Source organism: Pseudomonas sp. RC2C2 (genome assembly GCF_018390435.1).
GTDB classification, from domain to species: domain Bacteria; phylum Pseudomonadota; class Gammaproteobacteria; order Pseudomonadales; family Pseudomonadaceae; genus Aquipseudomonas; species Aquipseudomonas donghuensis.
This window is the reverse complement of sequence record NZ_JAHBAX010000002.1, coordinates 37,643-63,624: the sequence shown is the minus strand read 5'-3', so window position 1 is coordinate 63,624 and position 25,982 is coordinate 37,643. Positions and strand designations below refer to the sequence as shown.

General features: G+C 62.7%; 21 protein-coding genes and 1 other RNA gene. 17 read left to right on the top strand and 5 right to left on the bottom strand.

What is annotated here, in order from left to right; translation table 11 throughout:
• Positions 1-90: 90 nt before the first annotated feature.
• From ccoN to KHO53_RS18710, 12 genes are all read left to right on the top strand, one after another.
• Positions 91-1,533, top strand: coding sequence for a cytochrome-c oxidase, cbb3-type subunit I (gene ccoN, locus KHO53_RS18765; RefSeq protein WP_010225990.1), 1,443 nt, complete (start codon positions 91-93; stop codon positions 1,531-1,533).
• Positions 1,533-2,141, top strand: a complete 609-nt coding sequence (ccoO, locus tag KHO53_RS18760) for a cytochrome-c oxidase, cbb3-type subunit II (RefSeq protein ID WP_036994387.1) — start codon at positions 1,533-1,535, stop codon at positions 2,139-2,141. The genes ccoN and ccoO overlap by 1 nt, the downstream gene beginning before the upstream one ends.
• Positions 2,142-2,146: 5 nt before the next feature.
• Positions 2,147-2,344, top strand: coding sequence for a CcoQ/FixQ family Cbb3-type cytochrome c oxidase assembly chaperone (locus tag KHO53_RS18755; protein WP_010225992.1), 198 nt, complete (start codon positions 2,147-2,149; stop codon positions 2,342-2,344).
• A complete protein-coding gene (gene ccoP, locus KHO53_RS18750) occupies positions 2,341-3,321 on the top strand; it encodes a cytochrome-c oxidase, cbb3-type subunit III (RefSeq protein ID WP_010225993.1) in 981 nt (326 codons plus the stop codon). Before KHO53_RS18755 ends, ccoP begins: the two co-directional genes overlap by 4 nt.
• 341 nt (positions 3,322-3,662) lie before the next feature.
• Entirely contained in the window at positions 3,663-5,078 is a 1,416-nt protein-coding gene (ccoG, locus tag KHO53_RS18745; protein ID WP_213570649.1) for a cytochrome c oxidase accessory protein CcoG, read from the top strand.
• Positions 5,079-5,090: 12 nt separating this feature from the next.
• Positions 5,091-5,630 (top strand): FixH family protein, encoded by a 540-nt coding sequence (locus tag KHO53_RS18740; RefSeq protein ID WP_036994385.1) that lies wholly within the window; start codon positions 5,091-5,093, stop codon positions 5,628-5,630.
• A 102-nt stretch (positions 5,631-5,732) separates the two neighbouring features.
• Complete coding sequence (locus tag KHO53_RS18735; RefSeq protein WP_213570648.1) at positions 5,733-8,186, top strand: heavy metal translocating P-type ATPase; 2,454 nt, start codon at positions 5,733-5,735, stop codon at positions 8,184-8,186.
• Positions 8,187-8,198: 12 nt separating this feature from the next.
• Positions 8,199-8,411 (top strand): cbb3-type cytochrome oxidase assembly protein CcoS, encoded by a 213-nt coding sequence (ccoS, locus tag KHO53_RS18730; protein ID WP_010225999.1) that lies wholly within the window; start codon positions 8,199-8,201, stop codon positions 8,409-8,411.
• Positions 8,404-9,087, top strand: coding sequence for a sulfite exporter TauE/SafE family protein (locus KHO53_RS18725; RefSeq protein ID WP_010226000.1), 684 nt, complete (start codon positions 8,404-8,406; stop codon positions 9,085-9,087). The genes ccoS and KHO53_RS18725 overlap by 8 nt, the downstream gene beginning before the upstream one ends.
• Before the next feature lie 83 nt (positions 9,088-9,170).
• Positions 9,171-10,553, top strand: a complete 1,383-nt coding sequence (gene hemN / locus KHO53_RS18720; RefSeq protein ID WP_010226002.1) for an oxygen-independent coproporphyrinogen III oxidase — start codon at positions 9,171-9,173, stop codon at positions 10,551-10,553.
• A 118-nt stretch (positions 10,554-10,671) separates the two neighbouring features.
• Entirely contained in the window at positions 10,672-11,406 is a 735-nt protein-coding gene (gene fnrA, locus KHO53_RS18715) for a Crp/Fnr family transcriptional regulator FnrA (RefSeq protein WP_010226003.1), read from the top strand.
• A 53-nt stretch (positions 11,407-11,459) separates the two neighbouring features.
• Positions 11,460-12,008, top strand: a complete 549-nt coding sequence (locus KHO53_RS18710; protein WP_213570647.1) for an adenine phosphoribosyltransferase — start codon at positions 11,460-11,462, stop codon at positions 12,006-12,008.
• A gap of 78 nt (positions 12,009-12,086) precedes the next feature.
• Here the strand turns inward: KHO53_RS18710 and recR are convergent, their stop codons facing one another.
• Positions 12,087-12,689, bottom strand: coding sequence for a recombination mediator RecR (gene recR, locus KHO53_RS18705; protein ID WP_036994380.1), 603 nt, complete (start codon positions 12,687-12,689; stop codon positions 12,087-12,089).
• A 364-nt stretch (positions 12,690-13,053) separates the two neighbouring features.
• Between recR and KHO53_RS18700 the strand changes: the two genes are divergently transcribed.
• The 4 genes from KHO53_RS18700 (at position 13,054) to KHO53_RS18685 (ending at position 18,067) form a co-directional block, all read left to right on the top strand.
• Positions 13,054-13,599 carry a fimbrial protein gene (locus tag KHO53_RS18700; protein WP_010226007.1) on the top strand — a complete coding sequence of 182 codons (546 nt, stop codon included), beginning with the start codon at positions 13,054-13,056 and terminating at the stop codon, positions 13,597-13,599.
• A 59-nt stretch (positions 13,600-13,658) separates the two neighbouring features.
• Positions 13,659-14,405, top strand: coding sequence for a fimbria/pilus periplasmic chaperone (locus KHO53_RS18695; RefSeq protein ID WP_100782943.1), 747 nt, complete (start codon positions 13,659-13,661; stop codon positions 14,403-14,405).
• Between the two features lie 186 nt (positions 14,406-14,591).
• On the top strand, positions 14,592-17,060 hold the full coding sequence (locus KHO53_RS18690; protein ID WP_213570646.1) for a fimbria/pilus outer membrane usher protein: 2,469 nt from the start codon (positions 14,592-14,594) through the stop codon (positions 17,058-17,060).
• Between the two features lie 17 nt (positions 17,061-17,077).
• Complete coding sequence (locus KHO53_RS18685; RefSeq protein ID WP_213570645.1) at positions 17,078-18,067, top strand: fimbrial protein; 990 nt, start codon at positions 17,078-17,080, stop codon at positions 18,065-18,067.
• Between the two features lie 49 nt (positions 18,068-18,116).
• Here the strand turns inward: KHO53_RS18685 and KHO53_RS18680 are convergent, their stop codons facing one another.
• On the bottom strand, positions 18,117-18,443 hold the full coding sequence (locus KHO53_RS18680) for a YbaB/EbfC family nucleoid-associated protein (protein ID WP_010226011.1): 327 nt from the start codon (positions 18,441-18,443) through the stop codon (positions 18,117-18,119).
• 69 nt (positions 18,444-18,512) lie between these two features.
• The gene (dnaX, locus tag KHO53_RS18675; RefSeq protein ID WP_010226012.1) at positions 18,513-20,516 is read right to left on the bottom strand and encodes a DNA polymerase III subunit gamma/tau; all 2,004 of its coding nucleotides are present in this window, start codon (positions 20,514-20,516) and stop codon (positions 18,513-18,515) included.
• A 113-nt stretch (positions 20,517-20,629) separates the two neighbouring features.
• Here dnaX and KHO53_RS18670 point away from each other — a divergent pair, with 113 nt between their 5' ends.
• Positions 20,630-21,379, top strand: coding sequence for a substrate-binding periplasmic protein (locus KHO53_RS18670; RefSeq protein ID WP_026001477.1), 750 nt, complete (start codon positions 20,630-20,632; stop codon positions 21,377-21,379).
• 105 nt (positions 21,380-21,484) lie between these two features.
• On the opposite strand, the gene ffs is transcribed toward KHO53_RS18670, so the two are convergent.
• Both ffs and KHO53_RS18660 read right to left on the bottom strand, forming a co-directional pair.
• Positions 21,485-21,581, bottom strand: an RNA gene (gene ffs / locus KHO53_RS18665) — signal recognition particle sRNA small type.
• Between the two features lie 93 nt (positions 21,582-21,674).
• Positions 21,675-25,922, bottom strand: a complete 4,248-nt coding sequence (locus KHO53_RS18660) for an NEL-type E3 ubiquitin ligase domain-containing protein (RefSeq protein WP_213570644.1) — start codon at positions 25,920-25,922, stop codon at positions 21,675-21,677.
• Positions 25,923-25,982: the final 60 nt, after the last annotated feature.

Sequence of the window (25,982 nt, the reverse complement as noted above, 5' to 3'; positions counted from 1 at the left end):
GGGCGCCATCGCGTTGCAATAACCACACGGTTTATACATACTTGCGCCGATTTTTACCCTATAAAAACACCCAAACCGTGGAACCTTAGAATGAGCACAGCAATCAGTCCGACTGCTTATAACTATAAGGTCGTCCGCCAGTTCGCCATCATGACGGTGGTCTGGGGGATCCTTGGCATGGGGCTTGGTGTCTTCATCGCCTCGCAACTGGTCTGGCCCCAGCTTAACCTGGACCTGCCGTGGACGAGCTTCGGACGCCTTCGCCCGCTGCACACCAACCTGGTGATCTTCGCCTTCGGTGGTTGTGCACTGTTTGCCACTTCCTACTATGTCGTGCAGCGAACCTGCCAGACGCGACTGATTTCCGACAGCCTTGCGGCCTTCACCTTCTGGGGTTGGCAAGCGGTGATCGTCGGTGCGCTCATTACCTTGCCGCTGGGCTACACCACGACCAAGGAATACGCCGAGCTGGAATGGCCGATCGCCGTTTTGCTGGCCATTGTCTGGGTCACCTACGGTGTGGTGTTCTTCGGTACCATCGTCAAGCGCAAGACCAAGCACATCTATGTGGGCAACTGGTTCTACGGCGCCTTCATCGTCGTCACCGCGATGCTGCACATCGTCAACCACGCCTCCTTGCCGGTCAGCCTGTTCAAGTCCTACTCGGCTTATTCGGGTGCCACCGACGCAATGATCCAGTGGTGGTACGGCCACAACGCCGTGGGCTTCTTCCTGACCACCGGCTTCCTGGGCATGATGTACTACTTCGTGCCAAAACAGGCCGAGCGTCCGATCTACTCCTATCGCCTGTCGATCGTGCACTTCTGGGCACTGATCACCCTGTACATCTGGGCAGGTCCCCACCACCTGCATTACACCGCCCTGCCGGACTGGGCGCAGTCGCTGGGCATGGCCATGTCGATCATCCTCCTGGCGCCAAGCTGGGGCGGCATGATCAACGGCATGATGACCCTCTCGGGCGCCTGGCATAAGCTGCGCACCGACCCAATCCTGCGCTTCCTGGTGGTCTCCCTGGCCTTCTACGGCATGTCGACCTTCGAAGGTCCGATGATGGCGATCAAGACCGTCAACTCGCTGTCGCACTACACCGACTGGACCGTGGGCCACGTCCACGCCGGCGCCCTGGGCTGGGTCGCGATGATCTCGATCGGCGCCCTGTACCACATGATTCCGAAGGTCTACGGCCGCGAGCAGATGCACAGCACCGGCCTGATCAACGCGCACTTCTGGCTGGCGACCATCGGTACCGTGCTGTACATCTCCTCGATGTGGGTCAACGGCATCACCCAGGGCCTGATGTGGCGTGCAATCAACGACGACGGCACCCTCACCTACTCCTTCGTCGAAGCCCTGCAAGCCAGCCATCCGGGCTTTATCGTCCGCGCCCTGGGCGGTGCGTTCTTCGCCTCCGGCATGCTGCTGATGGCGTACAACGTTTTCCGTACCGTACGCGCCTCGAAGCCGGCCGAAGCTGAAGCCGCCGCTCAGATCGCTGTAGTTGGAGCTCACTGATGAAGCATGAAGTAGTCGAGAAGAATATCGGCCTGCTGGCCTTCTTCATGGTCATCGCCGTGAGCATCGGCGGCCTGACCCAGATCGTCCCGCTGTTCTTCCAGGACGTCACCAACAAGCCGGTCGAGGGCATGAAGCCGCGTACCGCGCTGGAGCTCGAAGGCCGCGACATCTACATCCGCGAAGGCTGCGTGCAGTGCCACTCGCAGATGATCCGTCCGTTCCGCGCCGAAACCGAACGCTACGGCCACTACTCGGTCGCCGGTGAAAGCGTCTGGGATCACCCGTTCCTGTGGGGTTCCAAGCGTACCGGCCCGGACCTGGCCCGCGTTGGCGGCCGTTACTCCGACGACTGGCACCGTGCTCACCTGTACAACCCGCGCAACGTCGTGCCCGAGTCGAAGATGCCGGCCTACCCATGGCTGGTGGAGAACAAGCTCGACGGCAAGGATACGGTGAAGAAGATGGAAGTCTTGCGCACCCTCGGCACGCCGTACACCGATGAAGACATCGCCGGTGCCCGCGACGCGGTCAAGGGCAAGACTGAAATGGACGCCCTGGTTGCCTACCTGCAAGGCCTGGGCACCATCATCAAAAGCAAACGGTGACATTGATGGATATCGGGATGATTCGTGGCCTGGGCACCGTCGTGGTGATGGTGGCCTTTATCGGCCTGGCGTTGTGGGTGTTCAGTTCTCGGCGCAAGTCAGAGTTCGACGAAGCGACCATGCTGCCCTTCGCGGATGATCCCGAAGCCAGCAAGCACGTCGAGCAAGCGCAAGCGAAAGCGTCTAGGAGTAACAACGAATGACTACCTTCTGGAGTCTGTACGTCACCGTTTTGAGTCTGGGCACCATCTTCGCCCTGACCTGGCTGCTGCTGTCCACCCGCAAGGGCCAGCGCAGCGAAACCACCGAAGAAACCGTGGGCCACGCCTACGACGGCATCGAGGAATACGACAACCCGCTGCCCAAATGGTGGTTCATGCTGTTCGTCGGCACCATCGTTTTTGCCCTGGGCTACCTGGTGCTGTACCCCGGCCTGGGTAACTGGAAAGGCCTGCTGCCGGGCTACCAGTACCTGGACAACGACAAGAAAACCGAGTTCGCCAACGGCCAGGCCGGCTGGACCGGCGTGCACGAGTGGGAGAAGGAAATGGCCCGCTCGGACGCCAAGTTCGGGCCGATCTTCGCCAAATTCGCCTCGATGCCTATCGAAGAAGTCGCCAAGGACCCGCAAGCGCTGAAGATGGGCGGCCGTCTGTTCGCCTCCAACTGCGCGGTGTGCCACGGCTCGGACGCCAAGGGCTCCTACGGCTTCCCCAACCTCACCGACAACGACTGGCGCTGGGGCGGCGAGCCGGAAACCATCAAGGCCACCATCATGGGTGGTCGTCACGGGGTGATGCCGGCCTGGGCCGAAGTGATTGGCGAGCAAGGCGTTGCCGACGTGGCCGCGTACGTGCTGACCAACCTCGATGGCCGCAGCCTGCCCAAGGACGCCAAGGCCGATCCAGCCAACGGCCAGAAGCTGTTTGCCACCAACTGCGTGGCCTGCCACGGCCCTGAAGGCAAGGGCACCCCGGCCATGGGTGCGCCAAACCTGACCCACCCGACCGCGTTCATCTATGGTTCGAGCTTCGCTCAACTGCAGCAGACCATCCGTTACGGCCGCCAGGGCCAGATGCCTGCCCAGGAAGCGATCCAGGGCAACGACAAGGTCCACCTGCTGGCTGCCTATGTCTACAGCCTGTCGCACCAGCCTGAGAAGACTGCTGAAGCGAAGTAATTCGCGAGTGTAGCAAAAGGCCCCGTCAGTGCAGACTGGCGGGGCTTTTTTTCGAGCGCTATGCGCTCGATCGCCGGCAAGCCGGCTCCCACAAAGGACTCGCGCGCCCCTGTGGAGGCGGCTTGCCGGCGATGAGCCCGTGCGGATCACGCCTGTGCATGACCCATGTCAATTGACACGGGCCAATACACTATTACCCGCAATTCCCCAACGCGGCCAAAAGTCGCACCCCTCCCCCCTACCCGCAGGACAGGCGTATCATGCGCCCTAGAGCAGCAAGCTTCCGACTGCGGCCGGCAGGTACTGGCCGCGGCACTTCTCCACTGCCGTGGGACTCAATGATGAGCAAGCAGATTCCGGTACATGACGTCACCCCGCCTGCCAGTAAAGACAACAGCAGCGTCGACCTCTACGCCTCGCGTGAAAAGATCTACACCCGCGCCTTCACCGGCGTGTTCCGTAACCTGCGCATGGTCGGCGGCGCCGTCCTGTTCCTGCTGTACTTCGGTACGGTGTGGCTGAACTGGAGTGGCCACCAGGCCGTGTGGTGGAACCTGCCGGAGCGCAAGTTCTACATTTTCGGCACCACCATCTGGCCTCAGGATTTCATCCTGCTCTCGGGGTTGTTGATCGTCGCCGCCTTCGGCCTGTTCTTTATCACCGTGTACGCCGGCCGCGTATGGTGCGGCTATACCTGCCCGCAAAGTGTGTGGACCTGGATCTTCATGTGGTGCGAGAAAGTCACCGAAGGTGACCGCAACCAACGCATGAAACTCGACAAGGCGCCGATGAGCGGCAACAAGTTTCTGCGCAAGCTGGCCAAGCACAGCCTGTGGCTGAGCATCGGCTTTGTCACCGGCATGACCTTTGTCGGCTACTTCTCGCCGATCCGCGAGCTGGCGATTGAGTTCTTTACCGGCCAGGCCGACGGCTGGGCGTACTTCTGGGTTGGTTTCTTCACCCTGGCCACCTACGGCAACGCCGGCTGGCTGCGCGAGCAGGTATGCGTGTACATGTGCCCCTATGCGCGCTTCCAGAGCGTGATGTTCGACAAGGACACCCTGATCGTTTCCTACGACCCGCGCCGCGGCGAAACCCGCGGCCCGCGCAAGAAAGACCTGGACTACAAGGCCAAGGGCCTTGGCGACTGCATCGACTGCACCATGTGCGTTCAGGTGTGCCCGACCGGCATCGACATCCGCGACGGCCTGCAGATCGAGTGCATCGGCTGCGCCGCCTGCATCGATGCCTGCGACACCATCATGGACAAGATGAACTACCCCAAAGGCCTGATCAGCTACACCACCGAGCACAACCTCTCAGGGCAGAAGACCCACATGGTGCGCCCGCGCCTGGTCGGCTATGCCGTCGTGTTGCTGACCATGATCGGCCTGCTTGCCAGCGCCTTCGTCATGCGCTCGCTGGTCGGTTTCGACGTCAGCAAGGACCGCGTGCTGTACCGCGAGAACGCCCAGGGGCGGATCGAGAACGTCTACAGCCTGAAGGTCATGAACAAGGACCAGCGCGATCACGTCTACGTGCTCGACGCTGGCGGCCTGCCCGACCTCAAGCTTGAAGGCGCACGGGAAATACGCGTCGCTGCCGGCGACATTGTCAGCCTGCCGGTACAACTGTCGATGGCGCCGGAACAACTGCCGTCGACCACCAACGAAGTCATCTTCACCCTCAAGGACGCTGACGACAGCGCCACCCAGGTTGAAGCCAAGAGCCGCTTCATCGGCCCGCAAATTCGATAAGAGACTGAGCCCATGCCTTCTGCAACTGCCGCTAGCCCCTGGTACAAGCACCTCTGGCCGTGGATCATCATCGGTGTACTGGCCACCTCGGTGACCCTCAGCCTGACCATGGTGACCATTGCGGTGAACAACCCGGACAACCTGGTCAACGATAACTACTACGAGGCCGGCAAAGGCATCAACCGCTCGCTGGACCGCGAGCTGCTGGCCCAGACCCTCAACCTCAAGGCCAGCGTGCACCTGGATGAGCTGACCGGCGAAGTCGACGTGCGCCTGACCGGCAACAGCCAGCCGCAGACCCTGGAGCTGAACCTGATCTCGCCGACCCAGCCGCAAAAGGACCGCAAGATCGCCCTGACCCGCAGCGACAGCGAAGCCGGCCGTTACCTTGGCCAACTCAGCGACAAGGTCGAAGGCCGTCGTTTCGTCGAGCTGCTGGGCAGCCAGGACCAGCATGTCTGGCGCCTGTTCGAGGAAGAAGAAGTCGCCCACGACAAGACCCTGGTACTCGGGGACGAGGCGCTGCAAGGGGCTGAACACCTCGAGAAATGAGTCGCCCCTATCGCTGGCAAGCCAGCGCCCACAGGTTGCACTATCCCTGTGGGAGCTGGCTTGCCAGCGATGCGGCCACCCTAAAAACCTGCGACGACTACCATGACCAGCCCCACGCCCTGCTACCACTGCGCCCTGCCCGTGCCTGCCGGCAGCCACTTCACCGCCCAGGTGCTCGGCCAGCCACGGGCGTTCTGCTGCCCTGGCTGCCAGGCAGTGGCCGAAGCCATCGTCGCCGGCAACCTGGAAAGCTATTACCAGCACCGCAGTGAAGCCAGCGCCAACCCCGACGCCCTGCCCCAGCAACTGGTCGACGAACTGGCCCTGTACGACCGCGCCGATGTGCAAAAGCCCTTCGTGCGCCACAGTGGCGAGCTGGCCGAAACCACCCTGCTGATCGAAGGCATCAGCTGCGCGGCCTGTGGCTGGCTGATCGAGAAACACCTGCGCAACCTGCCGGCGGTGGCCGAGGCGCGGCTGAACCTGTCCAACCACCGCCTGCAGGTCAGCTGGGCCGACAGCCAGTTGCCGCTGTCCAAGCTGCTCGCCGAGTTACGCCATATCGGCTACGCCGCTCACCCCTACCAGGCCGATCGCGCCGCCGAACAACTGGCCAGTGAAAACCGCACCGCGCTGCGCCAGCTGGGCGTCGCCGGGTTGTTGTGGTTCCAGGCGATGATGGCGACCATGGCCACCTGGCCGGAATTCAACATCGACCTGAGCCCCGAGCTGCACACCATCCTGCGCTGGGTAGCGATGTTCCTCACCACGCCGATCGTGTTCTACAGCTGCGCGCCGTTCTTTCGGGGTGCCGCCCGCGACTTGCGCACCCGCCACCTGACCATGGACGTCTCGGTATCGCTGGCCATCGGCCTGGCCTACGGCGCCGGGATCTGGACCGCAATCACCGGCAGTGGCGAGCTGTACTTCGACGCCGTGGGCATGTTTGCCCTGTTCCTGCTGGCCGGGCGCTACCTTGAACGCCGCGCCCGCGAACGCACGGCCGCCGCCACCGCGCAACTGGTCAACCTGCTGCCGGCCTCGTGCCTGCGCCTGGGCGCGGCCGGGCAGAGCGAGCGGATCCTGCTCAGCGAGCTGCGCCTGAAGGACTGCGTGCTGATCCAGCCCGGTCATGTGATCCCCGCCGACGGGCGTATTGTCAGCGGCCAGTCGAGCATCGACGAATCGCTGCTGACCGGCGAATACCTGCCACAACCGCGCAGCGCCGGCGACGCGGTCACCGCCGGCACCCTGAACGTCGAAAGCGCGCTGACCGTCGAGGTCCAGGCCCTGGGCCAGGACACCCGCCTGTCGGCCATCGTCCGCCTGCTGGAGCGGGCGCAGTCGGAAAAACCGCGCCTGGCGGAAATCGCCGACCGCGCCTCGCAATGGTTTTTGCTGTTCACTCTGATCGCCTCGGCCGCCATCGGCCTGCTGTGGTGGCAGCTCGACCCATCGCGGGCGTTCTGGATCGTCCTGGCCATGCTGGTCGCCACCTGCCCCTGCGCCCTGTCGCTGGCCACCCCGACCGCGCTGACCGCCGCCACCGGCACCCTGCACAAGCTCGGCCTGCTGCTGACCCGCGGCCATGTGCTGGAAGGCCTGAACCAGATCGACACGGTGATCTTCGACAAGACCGGCACCCTCACCGAAGGCCGCCTGACCCTGCGGGCGATTCGCCCCTTGAGCGATACCGATGCCAACCGCTGCCTGATGCTCGCCGCGGCCCTCGAGAACCGCTCCGAGCACCCCATCGCCCGCGCGTTTGGCCGCGCCAGCCAGGCCGCCGACGAGGTCCAGGCAATGCCTGGCCTCGGCCTGGAAGGCAAGGTTGGCCAACAGCAACTGCGCATCGGCGAAGCGGGTTTCGTCTGCGCCCTCAGTGGCACCACCGCTCCGGCGATGCCGGACGAAGCCGGGCAATGGTTGCTGCTCGGTGACCAGCGAGGCCCGCTGGCCTGGTTCGTCCTCGACGACCGCCTGCGCAGCGACGCCGCCGACCTGCTGGCCGCCTGCCGTGCCCGTGGCTGGCACACCCTGCTGTTGTCCGGCGACAGCTCGCCGATGGTCCACAGCGTGGCCGCCGAACTGCAGATCGACCAGGCCATCGGCGGCCTGCGCCCGGACGACAAGCTGGACAAACTCAAAGCCCTGCAGCAGCAAGGGCGCAAGGTGCTGATGCTCGGCGACGGGGTCAACGATGTGCCCGTGCTGGCCGCCGCCGATATCAGTATCGCCATGGGCTCGGCCACCGACCTGGCGAAAACCAGCGCCGACGCCGTGCTGCTGTCCAACCGCCTGGACGCCCTGGTCCAGGCCTTCAGCCTGGCCCGCCGCACCCGGCGGATCATTATCGAGAACCTGCTGTGGGCCACGGCGTATAATGGCGTCATGCTGCCGTTTGCCGCGCTGGGCTGGATCACGCCAATCTGGGCGGCGGTCGGCATGTCGGTCAGTTCGCTGATCGTGGTCCTCAATGCCCTGCGCCTGACCCGCGCCAGCGGCTTGCCGGCCAGCCATGCGCCAGCCACTGCCACGCATCCCGCGACGGCCTGACCAGGAGCCTCCATGCCCGCGCTTTACATCATGATCCCGGCCGCCCTGCTGATCGTCGCCATCGCCATCTACATCTTCTTCTGGGCGGTGGACAGCGGCCAGTACGATGACCTCGACGGCCCGGCCCACAGCATCCTGTTCGACGACCAGGACCCGCAGCACCAGGCCGCGATGGACGAGGCCGACGGCAAGAAACCCGACGACGGTACGCCGCCTCGTGACTGAACTTCTACCCCTGCTCAGCTCGGCTCTGATCCTCGGCCTGCTCGGCGGCGGTCACTGCCTGGGCATGTGCGGCGGCCTGATGGGCGCGCTGACCCTGGCCATTCCCAAGGAACAACGCAGCCGTCGTTTTCGCCTGCTGCTGGCCTACAACCTGGGGCGCATCCTCAGTTACGCCCTGGCCGGCCTGTTGCTGGGCCTGGCTGGCTGGGCCGTGGCCAACAGCCCGGTGGCGACGGCCATGCGCGTCCTGGCCGCACTGTTGCTGATCAGCATGGGCCTGTACCTGGCCGGCTGGTGGAGCGGCTTGACCCGCATCGAAGGCCTGGGTCGGGGCTTGTGGCGGCATATCCAGCCCGTGGCCAACCGCCTGCTACCGGTCTCCAGCCTGCCACGCGCGCTACTGCTTGGCGCCCTGTGGGGCTGGCTGCCATGCGGGCTGGTATACAGCACCCTGCTCTGGGCGGCGAGCCAGGGCAATGCCGCCGACAGCGCGCTGCTGATGCTGGCCTTCGGCCTTGGCACCTGGCCAGTACTGCTTGCCACCGGTCTTGCCGCCGAACGCACCAGCGCCCTGCTGCGCCAGCGCGGTGTGCGCATCGCCGGCGGTGTGCTGGTGATGCTGTTTGGCCTGTGGACCCTGCCAGGGCCGCACCAGCACTGGCTGATGGGCCACTGAAGCGGCGTTGATACAAATCAACACGGGTTTGCCCCGCGCTCCCTAGACTCCGGACACTGCTGCTTTTTCTGGGGACTGCCCGCATGCTCGACGTTCTTCGTTGGGACTCCGACCTGATTCGCCGCTACGACCTGGCCGGCCCACGCTACACCTCCTACCCGACCGCGGTGCAATTGCACAGCGAAGTCGGCTCCTTCGACCTGCTGCACGCCCTGCGTGACAGCCGTCGCGCCGTACGCCCGCTGTCGATCTATGTGCATGTGCCGTTCTGCGCCAACATCTGCTACTACTGTGCCTGCAACAAGGTCATCACCAAGGACCGTGGCCGCGCCGCGCCCTACCTGCAACGCCTGGAACAAGAAATCCAGCTGATCGCCTGCCACCTGGACCCCAAGCAGACCGTCGAGCAACTGCACTTTGGCGGCGGTACCCCGACCTTCCTCAGCCACGTCGAGCTGCGCCAGTTGATGGCCCACCTGCGCCAGCATTTCAACCTGCTGGAGGACGACTCTGGCGACTACGGCATCGAGATCGACCCGCGCGAGGCCGACTGGTCGACCATGGGCCTGCTCCGCGAACTGGGTTTCAACCGCGTCAGCCTCGGCGTGCAAGACCTTGACCCGCTGGTGCAACGGGCGATCAACCGCCTGCAGAGCCTGGAGCAGACCCGGGCGATCATCGAAGCGGCGCGCACCCTGCAGTTTCGCTCGATCAACCTCGATCTGATCTACGGCCTGCCCAAGCAGACCCCGGAAGGTTTTGCCCGTACCGTCGAAGAAGTGATCAAGCTGCAACCGGACCGCCTTTCGGTGTTCAACTACGCCCACTTGCCGGAGCGCTTCATGCCCCAGCGGCGTATCGACAGCGCCGATTTGCCGGCCCCGGCGGCAAAGCTGGAAATGCTCCACAACACCATCGAGCAACTGACCGCCGCTGGTTACGTGTACATCGGCATGGACCACTTCGCCCTGCCCGATGACGAACTGGCGATTGCCCAGGAAGAGTCGACCCTGCAGCGCAACTTCCAGGGCTACACCACCCACGGGCATTGCGACCTGATTGGCCTGGGGGTCTCGGCCATCAGCCAGATCGGCGACTTGTACTGCCAGAACAGCAGCGACCTCAACACCTACCAGGACACTTTGTCCACCGCTCAACTGGCCACCAGCCGCGGCTTGATCTGCAGCGAAGATGACCGCCTGCGCCGGGCGGTGATCCAGCAATTGATCTGCCATTTCGAACTGGACTTCGCGACCATCGAGCGGGATTTCACCATCGACTTTCGCGGCTACTTCAACGACCAGTGGCCCGCCCTGCAGGCCATGCACGAGGATGGCCTGATCGAACTGGGCAACGACAGCATCAAGGTGCTGCCCGCCGGACGGCTGCTGGTGCGCTCGGTGTGCATGGTGTTCGATGCCTACCTGGACCTGCATAACCGCCAACGTTTCTCCCGGGTTATCTGAGGTTTTTTGTCGCACTCCTATCCTGCCTGGCCTCGGCACAATCGTCCAAGCTGGCCGAAACACCCTAGCCTGGGTTACCCTTACGGCTTATGTGTGCTTTCCCACAAGGATTGAAGAAATGTCCGAGCCAGTCAAACTGCGCCCCCACAACCAGGCCCATTGCAAGGATTGCAGCCTGGCGCCTCTGTGCCTGCCCTTGTCGCTGAACTTGGAAGACATGGATGCACTGGATGAAATCGTCAAACGCGGGCGTCCGCTGAAAAAAGGCGAGTTTCTGTTCCGCCAGGGCGACAATTTCGGCTCGGTCTACGCGGTGCGCTCCGGCGCCCTGAAAACCTTCAGCCTGAGCGACAGTGGCGAAGAGCAGATCACTGGCTTCCACCTGCCCAGCGAACTGGTCGGCCTGTCGGGCATGGACACCGAAGCCTACCCGGTCTCGGCCCAGGCCCAGGAAACCACGTCGGTCTGCGAAATCCCCTTCGAACGCCTGGATGAGCTGTCGGTGCAACTGCCACAGTTGCGCCGTCAGTTGATGCGGGTGATGAGCCGCGAAATCCGCGACGACCAGCAGATGATGCTGTTGCTGTCGAAAAAGACCGCCGACGAGCGCATCGCCACCTTCCTGGTCAACCTCTCGGCGCGCTTCCGTGCCCGTGGCTACTCGGCCAACCAGTTCCGCCTGAGCATGTCGCGCAACGAGATCGGCAACTACCTGGGCCTGGCGGTCGAGACCGTCTCGCGGGTGTTCACGCGCTTCCAGCAAAACGGCCTGATCCAGGCCGAAGGCAAGGAAATCCATATCCTCGACCCGATCCAGCTGTGCGCCCTGGCCGGTGGCTCGCTGGAAAGCTGACCCTGCGGATAACGGGTATACTGGCGGGCATTGTTTTTCAGGATACCCGCCTCATGCCCAGCGCCGCCTTCGACCTCAAAGCCCTGATCCGTCCGGTACCGGACTTCCCCAAGCCTGGCGTGATCTTTCGCGACATCACCCCGCTGTTCCAGTCGCCGCGGGGCCTGCGCCATGTCGCCGATGCCTTTATCGAACGCTACGTCGAAACCGACTTCAGCCATATCGGCGCCATGGATGCGCGGGGCTTTCTGATCGGCTCGATCATCGCCCACCAGTTGAACAAGCCACTGATCCTGTTTCGCAAGCAAGGCAAGCTGCCAGCCGATGTGCTCGCCGAGGGCTATCAGACCGAGTACGGTGAAGCCTTCCTCGAAGTGCACGCCGACAGCCTCTGTGAAGGCGATTCGGTACTGATTTTCGATGACCTGATCGCCACCGGCGGCACCTTGCTGGCCGCTACCAGCCTGGTACGGCGCATGGGGGCGCAGGTGTTCGAGGCAGCAGCAATCATCGACCTGCCGGAGCTGGGCGGCTCCCAGCGCCTGAACGACGCGGGTGTGCCGACCTTCTGCCTGACCGAGTTCTCGCTGAGCGAGTATTGACAGCATCGCGGGGCAAGCCCGCCCCCACAGGCTAAAGTTCTGTGGGAGCGCGCTTGCCCCGCGCGTAAAGACCCAGGGTTACAGCGAGATCGGTTTGCGCCCGGCGAACGAATGCGCCAGGGTGCCGCCATCGACCAGCTCCAGCTCACCGCCCAAGGGCACGCCGTGAGCAATGCGTGAAGCGACCAGGCCTTTGTCGGCCAGCAACTGGGCGATGTAATGCGCGGTCGCTTCGCCTTCCACCGTTGGGTTGGTGGCCAGGATCACCTCGGCAAAGGTGCCCTGCTCCTCGATCCGCGCCATCAGTTGTGGAATACCGATGGCTTCCGGGCCCAGGCCATCCAGCGGCGACAGATGCCCCTTGAGCACGAAGTAGCGGCCGCGATAGCCGGTTTGCTCAACGGCATAGACGTCCATCGGCCCTTCCACCACGCACAGCAGCGTGTCGTCCCGGCGCGTGTCGGAACACTGCGGGCACAGTTCCTGCTCGGTCAGGGTCCGGCACTGGCGGCAATGCCCCACCCCTTCCATGGCCTGGTTCAAGGCCTGGGCCAGCCGGGTACCCCCACTGCGATCACGCTCAAGTAGCTGCAAGGCCATGCGCTGGGCGGTTTTCTGGCCGACACCAGGCAAGATGCGCAATGCGTCGATCAGCTGTCGGATAAGTGGGCTGAAACTCATGGGAAAAGGCCTTGATGCAAGTGAAGGCGGTTTATACCTGCCAGACTGGCCAACGTCAAATCTTACAGACATTTAGATTAGCATCGTAAGAAGATAATATTTCTATTTCTTCAGCAGGAACATTCCCTACATAACATACAGCAATTGGCACACCCTCTAACACCTGCAGAAGCACACCCCATCTAAAGTCCCCCAATCGTACAGCATCCGGCTAAATCCCCCCATTGCCACCACCCTCCTTCCTACATCCAGCCAATCAAATAAACCGCATAATTTCCCGGCGTTCAAAAACAAGTAAATATGCCTCTACAACAACTCATTTACTTATTAACGCACAACCTTTATCAATCTAATTGGAAAACAAATGAACAAACGTACTTTGGGCTTTGCACTGTCTTTACCGCTGCTGGCCGGTATCAGTCTCCATGCCCAGGCAACTGATGGACAGATCGAATTCACCGGCAGTATCTCGGGCACCACCTGCACCATCAACGGCGGCCCTGGCGGCCAGAACTTCACCGTCCCCATGAGCCCGGCGCACACCAGCGAGTTCTCAGGGGCCGGCAGCATTGCCCAACCTCGCACCTTCGAGATCTCCCTGACCAACTGTGCCGCCGGTAGCAGCGGACAGGTAGACATCGAATTCCTGGGGGGCGCCCTGGTGCAGAACGGCCGCCTGAACATGGATGCCGGCCCTGCCAGCGCAACCAACGTGCAGTACCAACTGCTCAACCAACAAGGCGGACCGATCATTATCGGCGGGCCAACCGGTGCGCAGAACACCATCCCTGTGGCTCTGGAAGACGGCTCAGCAACCCTGCGCTACACCAGCCAGTACTACGCCACCGCTGCAACGGTCACACCGGGTGCCGCCAACTCCCGCGTTCAGTACCTGATCAATCTCCCGTAATGAACCGGCAGGCGCGCTCAGCGCGCCTGCTACCCCTAATCAGGCCGGATGTCGCTTTCATGACTCGCTTTTCCCCCTCCCTGCTGGCAGCCCTCGCGCTACTGGCGGCCAGCGTGCCCGCGCATGCCAGCGTTGTAATTACCGGTACCCGCATCATCTTTGCGGCTCAAGAGCGCGAAGCCACCGTCAACCTTGTCAACAATGGCAAAGACCCCAGCCTGGTCCAGGTCTGGGTAGACGATGGCGATACTCGTGCCGCGCCCGAGACCATCCAGGTGCCGTTTACCGTGACGCCAGTGCTGGCCCGTGTCGAACCTGCACAAGGGCAAAGTATTCGCCTGCTGCATACCGGCAGTCCAATGGCCAGTGATCGAGAGTCTCTGTTCTGGTTCAACATGCTTGAGGTCCCGCCAAAAACCAAGGACAGCAATGTCCTGCAACTGGCCTTCCGTACCCGTATCAAGCTGCTGTACCGCCCGCAGGGCCTGCCGGGCAAGGCCGAGGACGCACCGGCCCTGGTGACCTGGCACCGAGCGCCTGGACAAGACGGCAAGCCTGAGACGCTGGTTGGCCGCAACCCGTCGGCCTACTACGTCAATCTCGGTGAAATAAAAATTGAATATAACGGCAAGTCGACTTCACTGGGCACGGGCTACATTGCGCCTTATTCGCTGGGACATTTTATATCCTCGTCACCTGTCAACCCGCGCTCAACGGTCAACTTCACCAGTATCAATGACTACGGCGCCGGGAATAACCATAACCAACTATTGAGCTCTAGGCCTGCCAGTACTCCATCCCCTTAGCCCACTTTCCCTCCTCGACACTCCGGGCGTTCTCGAAGTTTTCGTGCGTGCCCAAGTTTAATATTGGCACCCCTGAAAATGACTTTAATATCATTACACTTTCGCTCGCCCCGAAAACAATCAGCCTCAACAATAAGCCGATTATCTGTTGGTCTGTCCGGTTTGTTGTCATGGCACGTTTCGGTCATGGCCGACACCGCCTTATCCGCGCAGGTTGAATTTGAACCGGCATTCCTGGGCAACGGCAGCAACCTGCCCGTGGACCTGTCGCGCTTCGAGCGGCGCAACGTCGCAAGCCCTGGAATCTACAATGTGGACGTTGTGGTCAACGACGAGTGGCACGGGCGCTTCAACCTCAGCTTCAGGGCCCGGCCCGGTAACGAAGAAGCCCTGGCCTGTTTCGACAATGCCCTGCTAGAGCGTCTCGGCCTGGATAGCAGCAAGTTTTACCCGCAAGCGCAACAGCAACTTTCTGCCGCCCAGGCCTGCATACCCATCGACGGAGCACTGGACGATGCCAGCAGCCGCCTGGACTTTGCCAACCAGCGCCTGTACTTGTCGGTGCCGCAAATCGCGGTCAAACGCAGCGCCCGCGAAACGGTTGACCCGTCACAATGGGACAGCGGCATAACAGCGGGTTTTCTCGACTACAACCTCAACACCTACAGCACCCAGCATCGCAGCCAGGGCAATTTTCGCCAGACCTACCTGGGGCTCGGTGCCGGGCTCAATATCGGGCCGTGGCGCCTGCGCCATGATGGTTCGCTGAACTGGAGCGACCAAGGCCAGCAGCGCTACCAGAGCATTGCCAGCTATGCCCAGCGTGATATCACCCCCTGGCGCTCGCAACTGACACTTGGTGAAAGCTACACCTCGGGCGGGCTGTTCGATTCATTGAGCTACACCGGCATACGCCTGGCCAGCGACGACCGCATGCTGCCCGCCTCGCTGCGCGGCTATGCACCAGTGGCGCGCGGTATCGCCAGCAGTAACGCACGAGTACTGATCCGCCAACGCGGTGTAACCCTGCACGAAACCACCGTCGCACCGGGCGCATTCGAAATCGATGACTTGTATGCAACCGGCTACGGCGGCGACCTGGAGGTCACAGTGACCGAGGCGGACGGCCGCGAACATAGTTTCTCCGTGCCTTACGCCGCCGTTCCGTTGTCCTTGCGCGCCGGTGCCAGCCGCTACAGTGCAACGCTGGGCACCTTGCGCAACCAGCAACTGAACAGCAACCCGGTGTTCGTCGAAGGCACCTGGCAATATGGCCTGAACAACCTGGTCAGCACCTACAGCGGTATGACCCTGGCATCCGGGTATGGCTCAGCCTTGCTCGGTGGTAGCCTGAACACTGAGCTGGGTGCGTTCGGCGCCGACCTTACCCAGGCCCGTACCCACCTGCCCGGGCTCGGCAGTCAGCAAGGCCAGAGCCTGCGCCTGAGCTACGCAAAGACCCTGAGCGAAACCGACACGCAGATCGCCCTGGCCACCTACCGCTACTCCACCCGCGGCTTCTATGGCCTGGAAGACGCCCAGCTCAGCCGCCAGTTCCTGCGCGATGCCGGCGATCAGCGCTACCAGCGCCATCGCAGCCGCACCACCCTGTCACTAGCCCAACCGTTGGCACTAAATTACGGCCAACTGCACCTGAGCGCCTCGGCGTCGAGCTACTGGGACCATGCCGGCAGTGATCTGAGCTACTCGATCGGCTATAGCAATCACTACAAGACCCTGGGCTACACCCTCAGCAGTACTCGGGAACGTGACCGCTTCGGGCGCGCCGGCAACACCCTCTATTTGAGCCTGTCCCTACCTCTGGGCAGCGAGCGTGTGCGCAGCCTCAGCAGCAGTATTTCCAGGGACAGCAACGGCAACAGCCGGGCCCAGGCCACCCTTACGGGCGCCACCAGTGACGATCAGCACCTGAGCTACGGCATCACCGCCAGCCAGGACCGCCATCATGGCCAGAACAACCATACACTCAGCAGCAACCTACTCTACCGCGGCTCGGCCGCCGAGCTCAGCGGTTCACTCAGCCAGGGACGGCACACTTCGCAAGCCTCGCTTGGCCTGCGCGGCGCCATCGTCGCCCATGCTGACGGTTTAACCTTGTCGCAACCCTTGAGTGAAACCTTCGGCCTGATTCACGCCAAAGACGCCGATGGCGCACGAGTCACCTCCGGCACCGCGCTGAAAGTCGACAGCAGTGGCTATGCCGTAGTACCAAACCTTACGCCTTACCGGCGCAACACGGTTGCCATCGACCCCAAGGGGCTGTCGACCGACGTCGAGCTGCAATCGAGCAGCCAGCAGACCGTGCCACGGGCCGGCGCCATTCCACTGCTGGTATTCCAGACCCGCTCCGGGCGTTCGGCCGTTATTCACGCCCGCCAGGTCGATGGCCAGCCATTGCCGTTTGGCGCAGCGGTGCTGGATACCGACGGCAATGAATTGGGTGCCGTCGGACAAGGCAGCCAACTGTTCGCCCGCGGCCTTCAGGATGAAGGTGAAATCATCGTGCGCTGGGACAACGGCTCGACAGGCAATTGCCGGATTACCTATGCCCTGCCCGCCGCCGCGAAAAAAACTGCGGGCGCCGCGCCGCAAAACATTCAGTCCGTTTGCCTTGCAACGCCAGCCCACCCTTGAACCGTCGAGACCTGCCCATGCTTTGTTCTTTACCCGCGCGCATCGCCGGCGCGACAGGATTGCTGCTGCTGGCCCATAGCGGCATCAGTACCGCCAGTTGTGTACATATCGGCTCCAGCCCTTCCCAAGCCTACATCACCATAAACTCGCAGCTGACGGTGTCTGCAATAGATCCGGTAGGCAAGGTGATTTATGACAGCGGCACCCGATACGCGACACGCATGGCCTACCGTTGCTCTGCCGCCCATGGGCAGCGAGCCGGTTTTACCGAGGTTTTCACCCACATCGGCGAAGGCATTCATCGAACCAATCTGGAGGGTATCGGTATCAAGATCACGGGCTCCGAAGCCGGCGCCAGTCGTTTTTATAGCTGGCCGGTCCCCACTATCACGCATCCGGCCGGCACTACCGATGTCACCCCTTGGTACAGACTGCAGTTGATCAAGACCGGACCGGTGAACAGCGGGCTCCTGTTTTTCCCGCAGACAATCATTAGCCACACCTTTGAGCCGCATACCCCGGCCAACACCGCCAGGCTGACGATGGTGCAAACCAGAGTCGAGGTTGTCTCAGCCGACCCCACCTGCGCCGTCGACCCGGGTTCGAAAACGATCCCCGTCAACCTGCTGGATCATCCATCAAGATTCTTTGACGCCGTGGGCAAGGTCACCGCACCCCAGCCGCTCGAGATCCGTCTCAACTGTGTCGGCGGCAGCAGTGGCAGCCGCCTCAACGTCAGCTATACCATCACCGACGCCAGCAACCCGGGCAACCAGTCCTCAACCATCAGCCTGGCCAGTCACGCTACTGCGCGTGGTATCGGTATTCGCCTGCTGCGTAACGACAACACCCCAATCGTGCTGGGCACCCGGCAACCAGGCGGTACCGTGGGTTCAGGCCCGGTGACGCACCGGATCCCCTTGCGCGCACAGTACGTACAGACCACCGCCCAGGTAACCCCCGGCTCTGCTCCAGGCCGGGCGACGTTCCTGATGAGTTACGACTGAGCACAAAAAAGCCAGGCAATAGCCTGGCTTTTTTAACCGTGCAACGACTTCAGAACGGCATCTTGAAACCTGGCGGCAACTGCATGCCGGCGGTCATGCCGCCCATTTTTTCCTGGCTGTTGGCTTCGACCTTGCGCACGGCGTCGTTGACGGCGGCGGCGATCAGGTCTTCAAGCACTTCCTTGTCTTCCTGCATCAGGCTGTCGTCCAGGCTGATGCGCTTGACGTCGTGACGACCGGTCATCACCACGCTGACCAGGCCGGCACCGGATTGGCCGGTCACTTCGGCGTTGGCCAGTTCTTCCTGCATCTTGGCCATTTTTTCCTGCATCTGCTGAGCCTGCTTCATCAGGCCGGCCATGCCACCTTTCATCATGGGGATCACCTCAAGTATTACGTTACGGGGTGCGGCGAGGGCCTGGCCCGGGCCGCTGGTGTTATTGCGTTACTCGCCCTGGGCAACCGGAGCGTCGACAGGTTCAATAGTATCGTGCCTGACCATGGCGCCGAACTGCTGGATCATCTGCTGGATCAGCGGATCATCCTGGATCGAGGCCTCTGCCTGGCCCTGGCGTTCGGCGCGCTTGCGGGCTGCGGCCTGGGCCGGGGTTTCCTGCTCAGGGCGAATCAGCTCGATGGTCAGTTTGAGCGTACGGCCCAGGTGCTGGTTCAACGCATCGTTCAGGCGCCGCTGTTGCGTGCTGTTGAACAGGGCGCTGTGGGCCGGGTCCAGGTGCAGCAGCCAATCGTCGCCTTCGGCACTGATCAGCGTACAGTTGGCGGCGATATTGCCGGTCATCCCGGAAATCGGCAACTGCGGGAACAATTCCAGCCATTTCAGCGCCAGGCCCGTGGCCGGCTGCGCGGCGGGCAATGGCTCGGCAGGCGGCGCATCAACTTCGTGAGCATGCTCGATGGCCAGCTCGTCCAGGTAACTGTAGCTGGCCGGGTCCATTTCCGGCTCGTAATAGTCTTCGTCCAGCGGCGGCTCGTCGTCGCGGTCCATGCCGGCCGGGCTGTAGCCGATGCCATCGTCGGGCGGCGGCACGTGCTGCGGCGCGACCTGCTGAGCCGGCGCAGGCGCGGGCGGCGGCTCTACGGCAACCGGCGCGGGCTCGACCTCAGGCTCAGAAGCGACGGGATCGTTCCAGGGCAGGTCGACAACCGGCTCAGGTAGCTGGGCCTCGACCGGCTCGGGTACAGGCTCTGGCTCTGGCTCCGCAACAGGCTCAGGCTCAGTAACCACGGGCGCAGCTGCCACGGCCGGCGCAGCCTGGGGGGCTGCTGCCACCGCGCTTGCAGAATCAGCTGTGGCCTGGCTGATCCCCACCGGCTTTAGCACCGGCTTCGGCGCATCGTCGGTATCGGCGGGACGGAACGCCAGCATGCGCAGCAGGACCATCTCGAAACCACCACGCGGATCCGGTGCCAATGGCAGATCGCGTCGACCGATCAGCCCCATCTGGTAATAGAACTGCACGTCTTCGGCCGGCAATGCCCGAGCCAGGGCCAGGACCCGGTCGCGATCGCCCTGGCCATTATCGACCGCCTCCGGCAACGCTTGGGCAATGGCCACGCGGTGCAGCACGTTGAGCATCTCGGCCAGCACGCCATTCCAGTCCGGCCCCTGTTCCGCCAGGTGCCGAACGGCTTCGAGCAAGGCCCGCGCGTCGCCTTCCAGCAAGGCCTGAAGCACGCCGTACACCTGACCGTGGTCGAGGGTGCCGAGCATTGCCCGCACATCGGCTGCCAGGACCTTGCCTTCGCCAAAGGCGATGGCCTGGTCGGTCAGGCTCATGGCGTCGCGCATCGAGCCGTCGGCCGCGCGGCCGAGCAGCCACAGGGCATCGTCTTCAAAGGGTACGTTTTCGGCGCCGAGCACATGGCTCAAGTGCTCGACCACCCGCTCGGGGGTCATGTTCTTCAGCGAGAACTGCAGGCAGCGCGACAGGATGGTCGCCGGCAGCTTCTGCGGGTCGGTGGTGGCAAGGATGAACTTGACGTAGGGTGGTGGCTCTTCCAACGTTTTCAGCAAGGCGTTGAACGAGTGGCTGGAGAGCATGTGCACTTCGTCGATCAGGTAAACCTTGAAGCGTCCGCGGCTTGGCGCGTACTGCACATTGTCGAGCAGTTCGCGGGTGTCTTCGACCTTGGTGCGGCTGGCGGCGTCGATCTCGATCAGGTCGACAAAGCGCCCTTCGTCGATTTCCCGGCACACCGAACAGGTACCACAGGGCGTGGAGGTGATACCGGTTTCGCAGTTAAGGCACTTGGCGATGATCCGCGCGATGGTGGTCTTGCCCACGCCGCGGGTGCCGGTGAACAGGTAGGCATGGTGCAGGCGCTGGTTGTCCAGCGCATTGATCAAGGCCTTGAGCACATGGGTCTGGCCGACCATTTCGCGGAACGAGCGCGGACGCCATTTACGTGCAAGAACCTGATAACTCATCGAAAACCGTCGCGACTGCAAGCTGAAGACCGCTAATCGTAGCGGAGCGGGGGCAAAATTGCACCCCGCCGATCTCGGCTAAGCTGTCAGGCGGGCATCAGGGAGGATGCGGTGTGTGGAGAATACTGAGTGCGTTGCTGCTGGCAAGCACCGCCAGCCAGGCGGCCGACCCCGTACTGCGCTTTTCGGTGGCCGAAAGCTGGGCCATGCCACTGATACGCGTTGAACAGCAACAACCGGTCGAAGGTATTTTGCACGACCTGATGCTGGCCGTGGCCCGAGACGTCGGGCATCGCGCGCAGTTTCATGTATTACCGCGCCTGCGCTTGCAGCACGCCATGGAGAACGGCGATATCGATGTACGCTGCTATGTTGCCCAGTCCTGGCTCACTATCCCCGGGAATACCTACCTCTGGAGTTTGCCGCTGCTCCAGCAACGCGACTTGCTGGTCGGCCAGCCCGGCGAGATGCAGCCGCTGCTACCCAAGCAACTGGCACCGCAAGCCATTGGCACCGTGCTCGGCTACACCTACTCAACCATCGAGCCGCTGTTTGCCAGCGGCCAGTTGCAGCGTGAAGACAGCCGCAATCAATTGCTGGTACTGAACAAGCTGAACGCCAACCGCTACCGCTATGCAATCAGCAACCAGCTATCGCTGGACTGGTTCAACCGCGAGTTGCCTGCCGGGCAACGGCTGCGGCCTCTGGCCGTGGTCGAGGAGCAGAGCCTGGGGTGCGTTGTTCGCAATGCGCCGGACCTGCCGGTACAGGGTATTTTACGCGCGTTGCTGCACCTGAAGGCGTCCGGGGAACTCCAGCAGATCATCGAGCGTTACACTCAGCCAACCGTTGCAACGCCATAACCGCAAAAAACCGAGCGCGCGCCATCATTCGCTGGCCAATGGCAGCCAAGAGCATTCAAGGAGATGAGGGAAGGTGTACGACGCACAAGGCGAGATAGGTGGCGACCCCACCAGCCACACCCCGGCACACAATGTCACCGCTGCGGCTGCTCCCTTCCAGGCCTGACCGGGTTCACGGCTGATCGTTGCGGGGGGACCGATGGGGTCACCATAACGCATGCTCATCTAGCGACGAGCCGCGCCATTGTACCGGCATCAGGCCAAGTTACAACCTTTAATTGCTAAAAACTCATCGTTACTCAATGACTTGGCGTTCCTGGCCAGCATCTGCCGGCGCTGTGCTCTCTTCGCGGGTCAGGGTTTGCACCAACGCATCGAAGGCGTTCTGCCGTGCTTCGCCGATCATCGCCGCCTGCTGCCAATAGTTGTCGTCCTCTTCGGCGGCCGCCTCCAGCGCTTGGCGATAAGGCCTCTGCATGGCGGTGAAGCGGTCCGGGTACTTGCGCCGCAGAAAGTCCTGCCAGAAATCCCGCGAACAGACGAACTTCTGCAAGGCCTCACCCTGCTCATCGGCCAACACCTGGAGCCGGGCTTGTTCCAACTGCTGCGGCCCTACCCCGGCCCAATCGTCATGGAGCATGGTGCGCGGCTGCCCCGGTAACGCCAATGCATCGGCCAGACCCAGGCGATAAGCCAGGCGCACTTCGATCTGATCCCGTGCCCGATCCACCAGCAAAGGCCTGGCGGCCAGCTCCTGGTCGGCGAAACTGTCCAACTGCTCCAGGCGAAACAATCCGCGGGCCAGTTTGAGTAATGGAGCGCTGTCGTTGGCATCGAGCGCCAGGGCGCCAACCTGATGCGCCAACATGCGGACCTCCATGGCACTGAAGTTGAGGGCCACACTGTCGCCACAGGTAACATCACTGACCGCCAGATCGAATAACTCGCTACGCAAGCCTGCGCTTGCCCAGGCCGCATCGAACAAGGCCCAGACCCGACACTCGAGATCGCCCCGTTGCAAACGGTAATCAGCGGTCTCCCCGAGACGCGCCAGCAGATCGAAAAACGCCCCGGCGCCGCTTTCGTGCTCCACCAGGGCCCACTGCAGTTCACGCTGCGCTTTCAGGGGCGCCGACAACAGGTCCAGCCAGTAGTAGGAGGCATGCCAGGTGGCCTGCTGACGCGGGGCCAACCCGCCCAGGGTAACGTTGGTACGCTGGCGATACTCCAGCAACCCTTGACGGGCAGCGCTGTCGAACGGGTTGTCACCCAGCAGCACCCGCGGCGCCAGCCGTGAATCAATTGCCAACAGCTCGGCGGGGAGCGTCACGATCGCGTTGTTGCGCAAGTCAGCCAGCTCCAGAAAGGCTCTGCCCGCCAGGCCCTCGGGGCAGGTTTGCAGCCCACAGCTTTGCAGTTGCAAGCGCCGCAGGTAGGGCATCCGTTCCAAGTTCGGCGCGGTACTCAACGGGTTGTCGGCAAGCCTCAGCTCCTCCAGTTGGGTCAAGCCGGACAGCGCCTGCGCCTGCTCCGCCGTCAAGGACAATCGGTTGTGCGACAGGTTGAGATACTTGAGATTGGTGCAGGCGCTGATCTCGGCCGTAAGCCGCTGAAGGTCATTATGATCGAGGGAAAGCCGCTCCAGATCGGGGAATGCAGCGAGAAAACCCTGGGGGATTTCGCTCAACGCCATATCGGTCAAGGTCAGTTCGACCACCGCATCAAAGTTGCAGGCTTCAAGCTCCGGCAGCCGACCGATGCGCGCGCCATGCAAATCCAGGCGAAAGCCATAGGCCTTGCCCTGAGGGTCGTAGGCGCGCTCCGCCTGACGCCCCCAGGCCCGGCGCAACTGCCGGGAAACCCGGCGCCTGGCACTGGTCGACGCCTCGCCAATGGCCTCCCCTTCCCAGTAGCGCAGGTCACTTTCAAGTTGCCTGAGCTCGGCCTTGCGCTGCACCAGGTAGCTCGCCAGCGTGGTGCCGCGAGCCTCCAGATACGCCACCAGTTGATTGATTTCACCATCCGTCATGTTCGGATATAGAGCGCGCACCTGGCCCGACCTTGAAGGGTGAATGGCCCAAAGGCGCCCCCTGCCGCTCAACGGATAGCCGAGCCGCCCCGCATCCAGACGCTGCGGTGAACGCAACCAGGCTGTCTCGTTCTGCAAACCCAGCAGTTGCGCACACCGCCTGCGCTGCAGCAATGCCTCACTGGCCAGTTCTGTACCCAGTTCAGCGGGCTCGGCGAAAGACCCTTGCAACGACGCAGAAAGCCGCTGGAAAAGCGCCGCGATGACATCCGTGTGCGGGTCGATCTGCTCGACCAGCTCTTGCGCCGTGACGGCCAGGGACTCACCTGCTGGCCAGCCCGGCAACCGCGGCAGTAACCCCAGCGCCAGACGAGCGGTGTCGATGCCTGCCGATTGCCGGTGATAAAAGCCGATCAGCGCGCGATTGAGGCGCAGTTCACGCAAGGTTCGCACAGCCTTCTCGGCGAGTGCCGGCGCCACACGCTGGCGGCGGTTCATGACCTGCAGTTCAACGTCGGTTGCCGATGCGGCAATTTGTTCGGCGGCACGCACCGATAATCCGGGAAAGTCCCGCAGCAACCATTGACCGTGCACGGAGACCGGTTGCGGCCAGGGCAATCTGGCCCCACCCATCCGCTCGAAGGCATCGACAATCACCGCTGGCAGCGGCTGCTGCTCGATCAACAGCTGGCGAACGGACGCAAGATCATAGCCACAGACTCCCAGCGCCTGGTGAATCTGCGCATCGGCAAGGCCTTCGGCGCATGCCCCGAGGCGGCGTCCAAGCACGTGCAATTGCTGCCATTGCCAGGGTGACTCACCTGCGTGCAGCCAGCCGCCATCGCCGTTATGCCTAAGTGCCGGCGCAAAGGTGTGGCGCTCGTCCACTGGCTGGATATGCCAGGCATCCCCCTGATTGACCACGGCAAAATCGTGCTTCTGCATGCGCAAGTACTGGCCGCCTGAGGCCATGAACAACCCTGGGTGCTCGCCTGGCCCCTCGGCCAGGCGCAGCCCCGCCTGGCGGTATGGTGCAAGGTCGGGGTGCCATAGGCGCTGTTGGTTGCCAACAAGGCGTATTGACTGCAAGGCTTGCATAAAGCCCGAAGCCTCTGCCAGCTCTTGCAATACACGACCGCCCGCCGCCAGCGCGACAGCCCCGGCCACCTGTTCCACAGCGCGCTGCAGATGCTCGAGCGCCTCGTCCCGGTGATCATTGTGCCAAGCCTGGAAGCCTTCAAAGACTTCAGCGGCCAGTTGCACGGCCGCCACCCCCAGCATGACCTCGCCAAGCACCGGAATGAGCAAGCCGGCAACGCCCAGCAAGTCGAGGCCAGCCGTTTCGTACCATTCCCAGTTGCGTTGACGCACCCGCGCATCGACCTGGGCCGTGGGAACCGCCAGCCTGGCTGCATCTTCACGCAAGGCGGCAACTTGTGCGCGAACCATGTCGCGGAACAGGTTGGCTGCCAGCGGGGTGCCCTGGTAGCTGATGCTCAGCTCGACACTGCCAGCGGGTTGTAGACTTGCCAACTGCGCCTGCAACCTGCCGCGATCCTGCACACTGGCAAAGCGCAGCAATGAATCTGCATAGCCCGGCAGCCCGAGGCGCTGCTGCCATTCATCCCGCAGTTCGGCGACACTGGCAAACTCCTTGAGGCTGCCCTGAGCGTCGCCGGGAATGTAGAGGAACAGGCTGGCGGCCTGTTCGAGGGAGTTGCACCGCTGCGGATGCTGGCCGATAACCAGCACCTCTCGCAGGGCCACGCCCATCAGGCTGGGAACAAAGGCGCGGATGTCGATGTTCTTCAAACGCAACGGCCCGGCCTGCGCCGTGAGGTTCTGCATCAGACGGAACCCCCATTCGGTCAGGTCACCTTGAAACCAGGCCAGGTAAGCCGTTACCCGTAAGTCAAAACGGCGCTGCTCTTCGAGCATCTCGTGCACCTCACGGGCCGCTGCCCCCTGGGTTTGGCCGGGACCGTCCATAGGGGTAAAGAGCGCTTCCAGGTGCGCCTGAAAACGCCCGCCCAGGTCCAGCTCACGGCAGCGCCGGGCAAAATCCGCAGCCCCTGCCCGGGCCCGCTTGCCAACGATCAGGTAACTTTCGCCCAGCGTATCAGCCAGGGTTTCCTCTGCTTCGAAGTTGTCCATTGCAGCCTGCAGCATACTGCGGCGGGTTTCCACGCGCTTGTAGCTGACTCTTTGCGGTGGAATCTGCAGCGAGGATTGAGCGACCCTGGTGACTCGGCAAAACTGATCACGCTGCGGGTCGAAATCCTGCCCGAAGACCGGCACCAGCGCTTTTTTCAGTTCTGCATGGGCAAAGCCCGGCAGTGCCTGCAACGTGCTCAGTAACGACTGCACCCGGGCACGGTACAGGCGGCTCTGAGCCATGCTGTAGGCAAGTTCTGCAAGATGACTGGGCTGGGCCTGAAGCAGCCAGGCGGGCAAAGTACGCTGCAAGGCTTCATGGAAGCTCAGAGCGTCTGCGGGGTCGTGGGATTCAAGCATGGCGTCTTCTCTGTATGAACAGTGGGAAAGCGCCACGCTACCGGCCGCTCGGCGGCACCT

What these genes read in the sequence shown, in the direction of transcription:
- ccoN (WP_010225990.1), top strand. Translation starts at nt 91, where the DNA reads ATGAGCACAGCAATCAGTCCGACTGCTTATAACTATAAGGTCGTCCGC.
- ccoO (WP_036994387.1), top strand. Translation starts at nt 1,533, where the DNA reads ATGAAGCATGAAGTAGTCGAGAAGAATATCGGCCTGCTGGCCTTCTTC.
- KHO53_RS18755 (WP_010225992.1), top strand. Translation starts at nt 2,147, where the DNA reads ATGGATATCGGGATGATTCGTGGCCTGGGCACCGTCGTGGTGATGGTG.
- ccoP (WP_010225993.1), top strand. Translation starts at nt 2,341, where the DNA reads ATGACTACCTTCTGGAGTCTGTACGTCACCGTTTTGAGTCTGGGCACC.
- ccoG (WP_213570649.1), top strand. Translation starts at nt 3,663, where the DNA reads ATGAGCAAGCAGATTCCGGTACATGACGTCACCCCGCCTGCCAGTAAA.
- KHO53_RS18740 (WP_036994385.1), top strand. Translation starts at nt 5,091, where the DNA reads ATGCCTTCTGCAACTGCCGCTAGCCCCTGGTACAAGCACCTCTGGCCG.
- KHO53_RS18735 (WP_213570648.1), top strand. Translation starts at nt 5,733, where the DNA reads ATGACCAGCCCCACGCCCTGCTACCACTGCGCCCTGCCCGTGCCTGCC.
- ccoS (WP_010225999.1), top strand. Translation starts at nt 8,199, where the DNA reads ATGCCCGCGCTTTACATCATGATCCCGGCCGCCCTGCTGATCGTCGCC.
- hemN (WP_010226002.1), top strand. Translation starts at nt 9,171, where the DNA reads ATGCTCGACGTTCTTCGTTGGGACTCCGACCTGATTCGCCGCTACGAC.
- fnrA (WP_010226003.1), top strand. Translation starts at nt 10,672, where the DNA reads ATGTCCGAGCCAGTCAAACTGCGCCCCCACAACCAGGCCCATTGCAAG.
- KHO53_RS18710 (WP_213570647.1), top strand. Translation starts at nt 11,460, where the DNA reads ATGCCCAGCGCCGCCTTCGACCTCAAAGCCCTGATCCGTCCGGTACCG.
- recR (WP_036994380.1), bottom strand. Translation starts at nt 12,689, where the DNA reads ATGAGTTTCAGCCCACTTATCCGACAGCTGATCGACGCATTGCGCATC.
- KHO53_RS18700 (WP_010226007.1), top strand. Translation starts at nt 13,054, where the DNA reads ATGAACAAACGTACTTTGGGCTTTGCACTGTCTTTACCGCTGCTGGCC.
- KHO53_RS18695 (WP_100782943.1), top strand. Translation starts at nt 13,659, where the DNA reads ATGACTCGCTTTTCCCCCTCCCTGCTGGCAGCCCTCGCGCTACTGGCG.
- KHO53_RS18690 (WP_213570646.1), top strand. Translation starts at nt 14,592, where the DNA reads ATGGCCGACACCGCCTTATCCGCGCAGGTTGAATTTGAACCGGCATTC.
- KHO53_RS18685 (WP_213570645.1), top strand. Translation starts at nt 17,078, where the DNA reads ATGCTTTGTTCTTTACCCGCGCGCATCGCCGGCGCGACAGGATTGCTG.
- KHO53_RS18680 (WP_010226011.1), bottom strand. Translation starts at nt 18,443, where the DNA reads ATGATGAAAGGTGGCATGGCCGGCCTGATGAAGCAGGCTCAGCAGATG.
- dnaX (WP_010226012.1), bottom strand. Translation starts at nt 20,516, where the DNA reads ATGAGTTATCAGGTTCTTGCACGTAAATGGCGTCCGCGCTCGTTCCGC.
- KHO53_RS18660 (WP_213570644.1), bottom strand. Translation starts at nt 25,922, where the DNA reads ATGCTTGAATCCCACGACCCCGCAGACGCTCTGAGCTTCCATGAAGCC.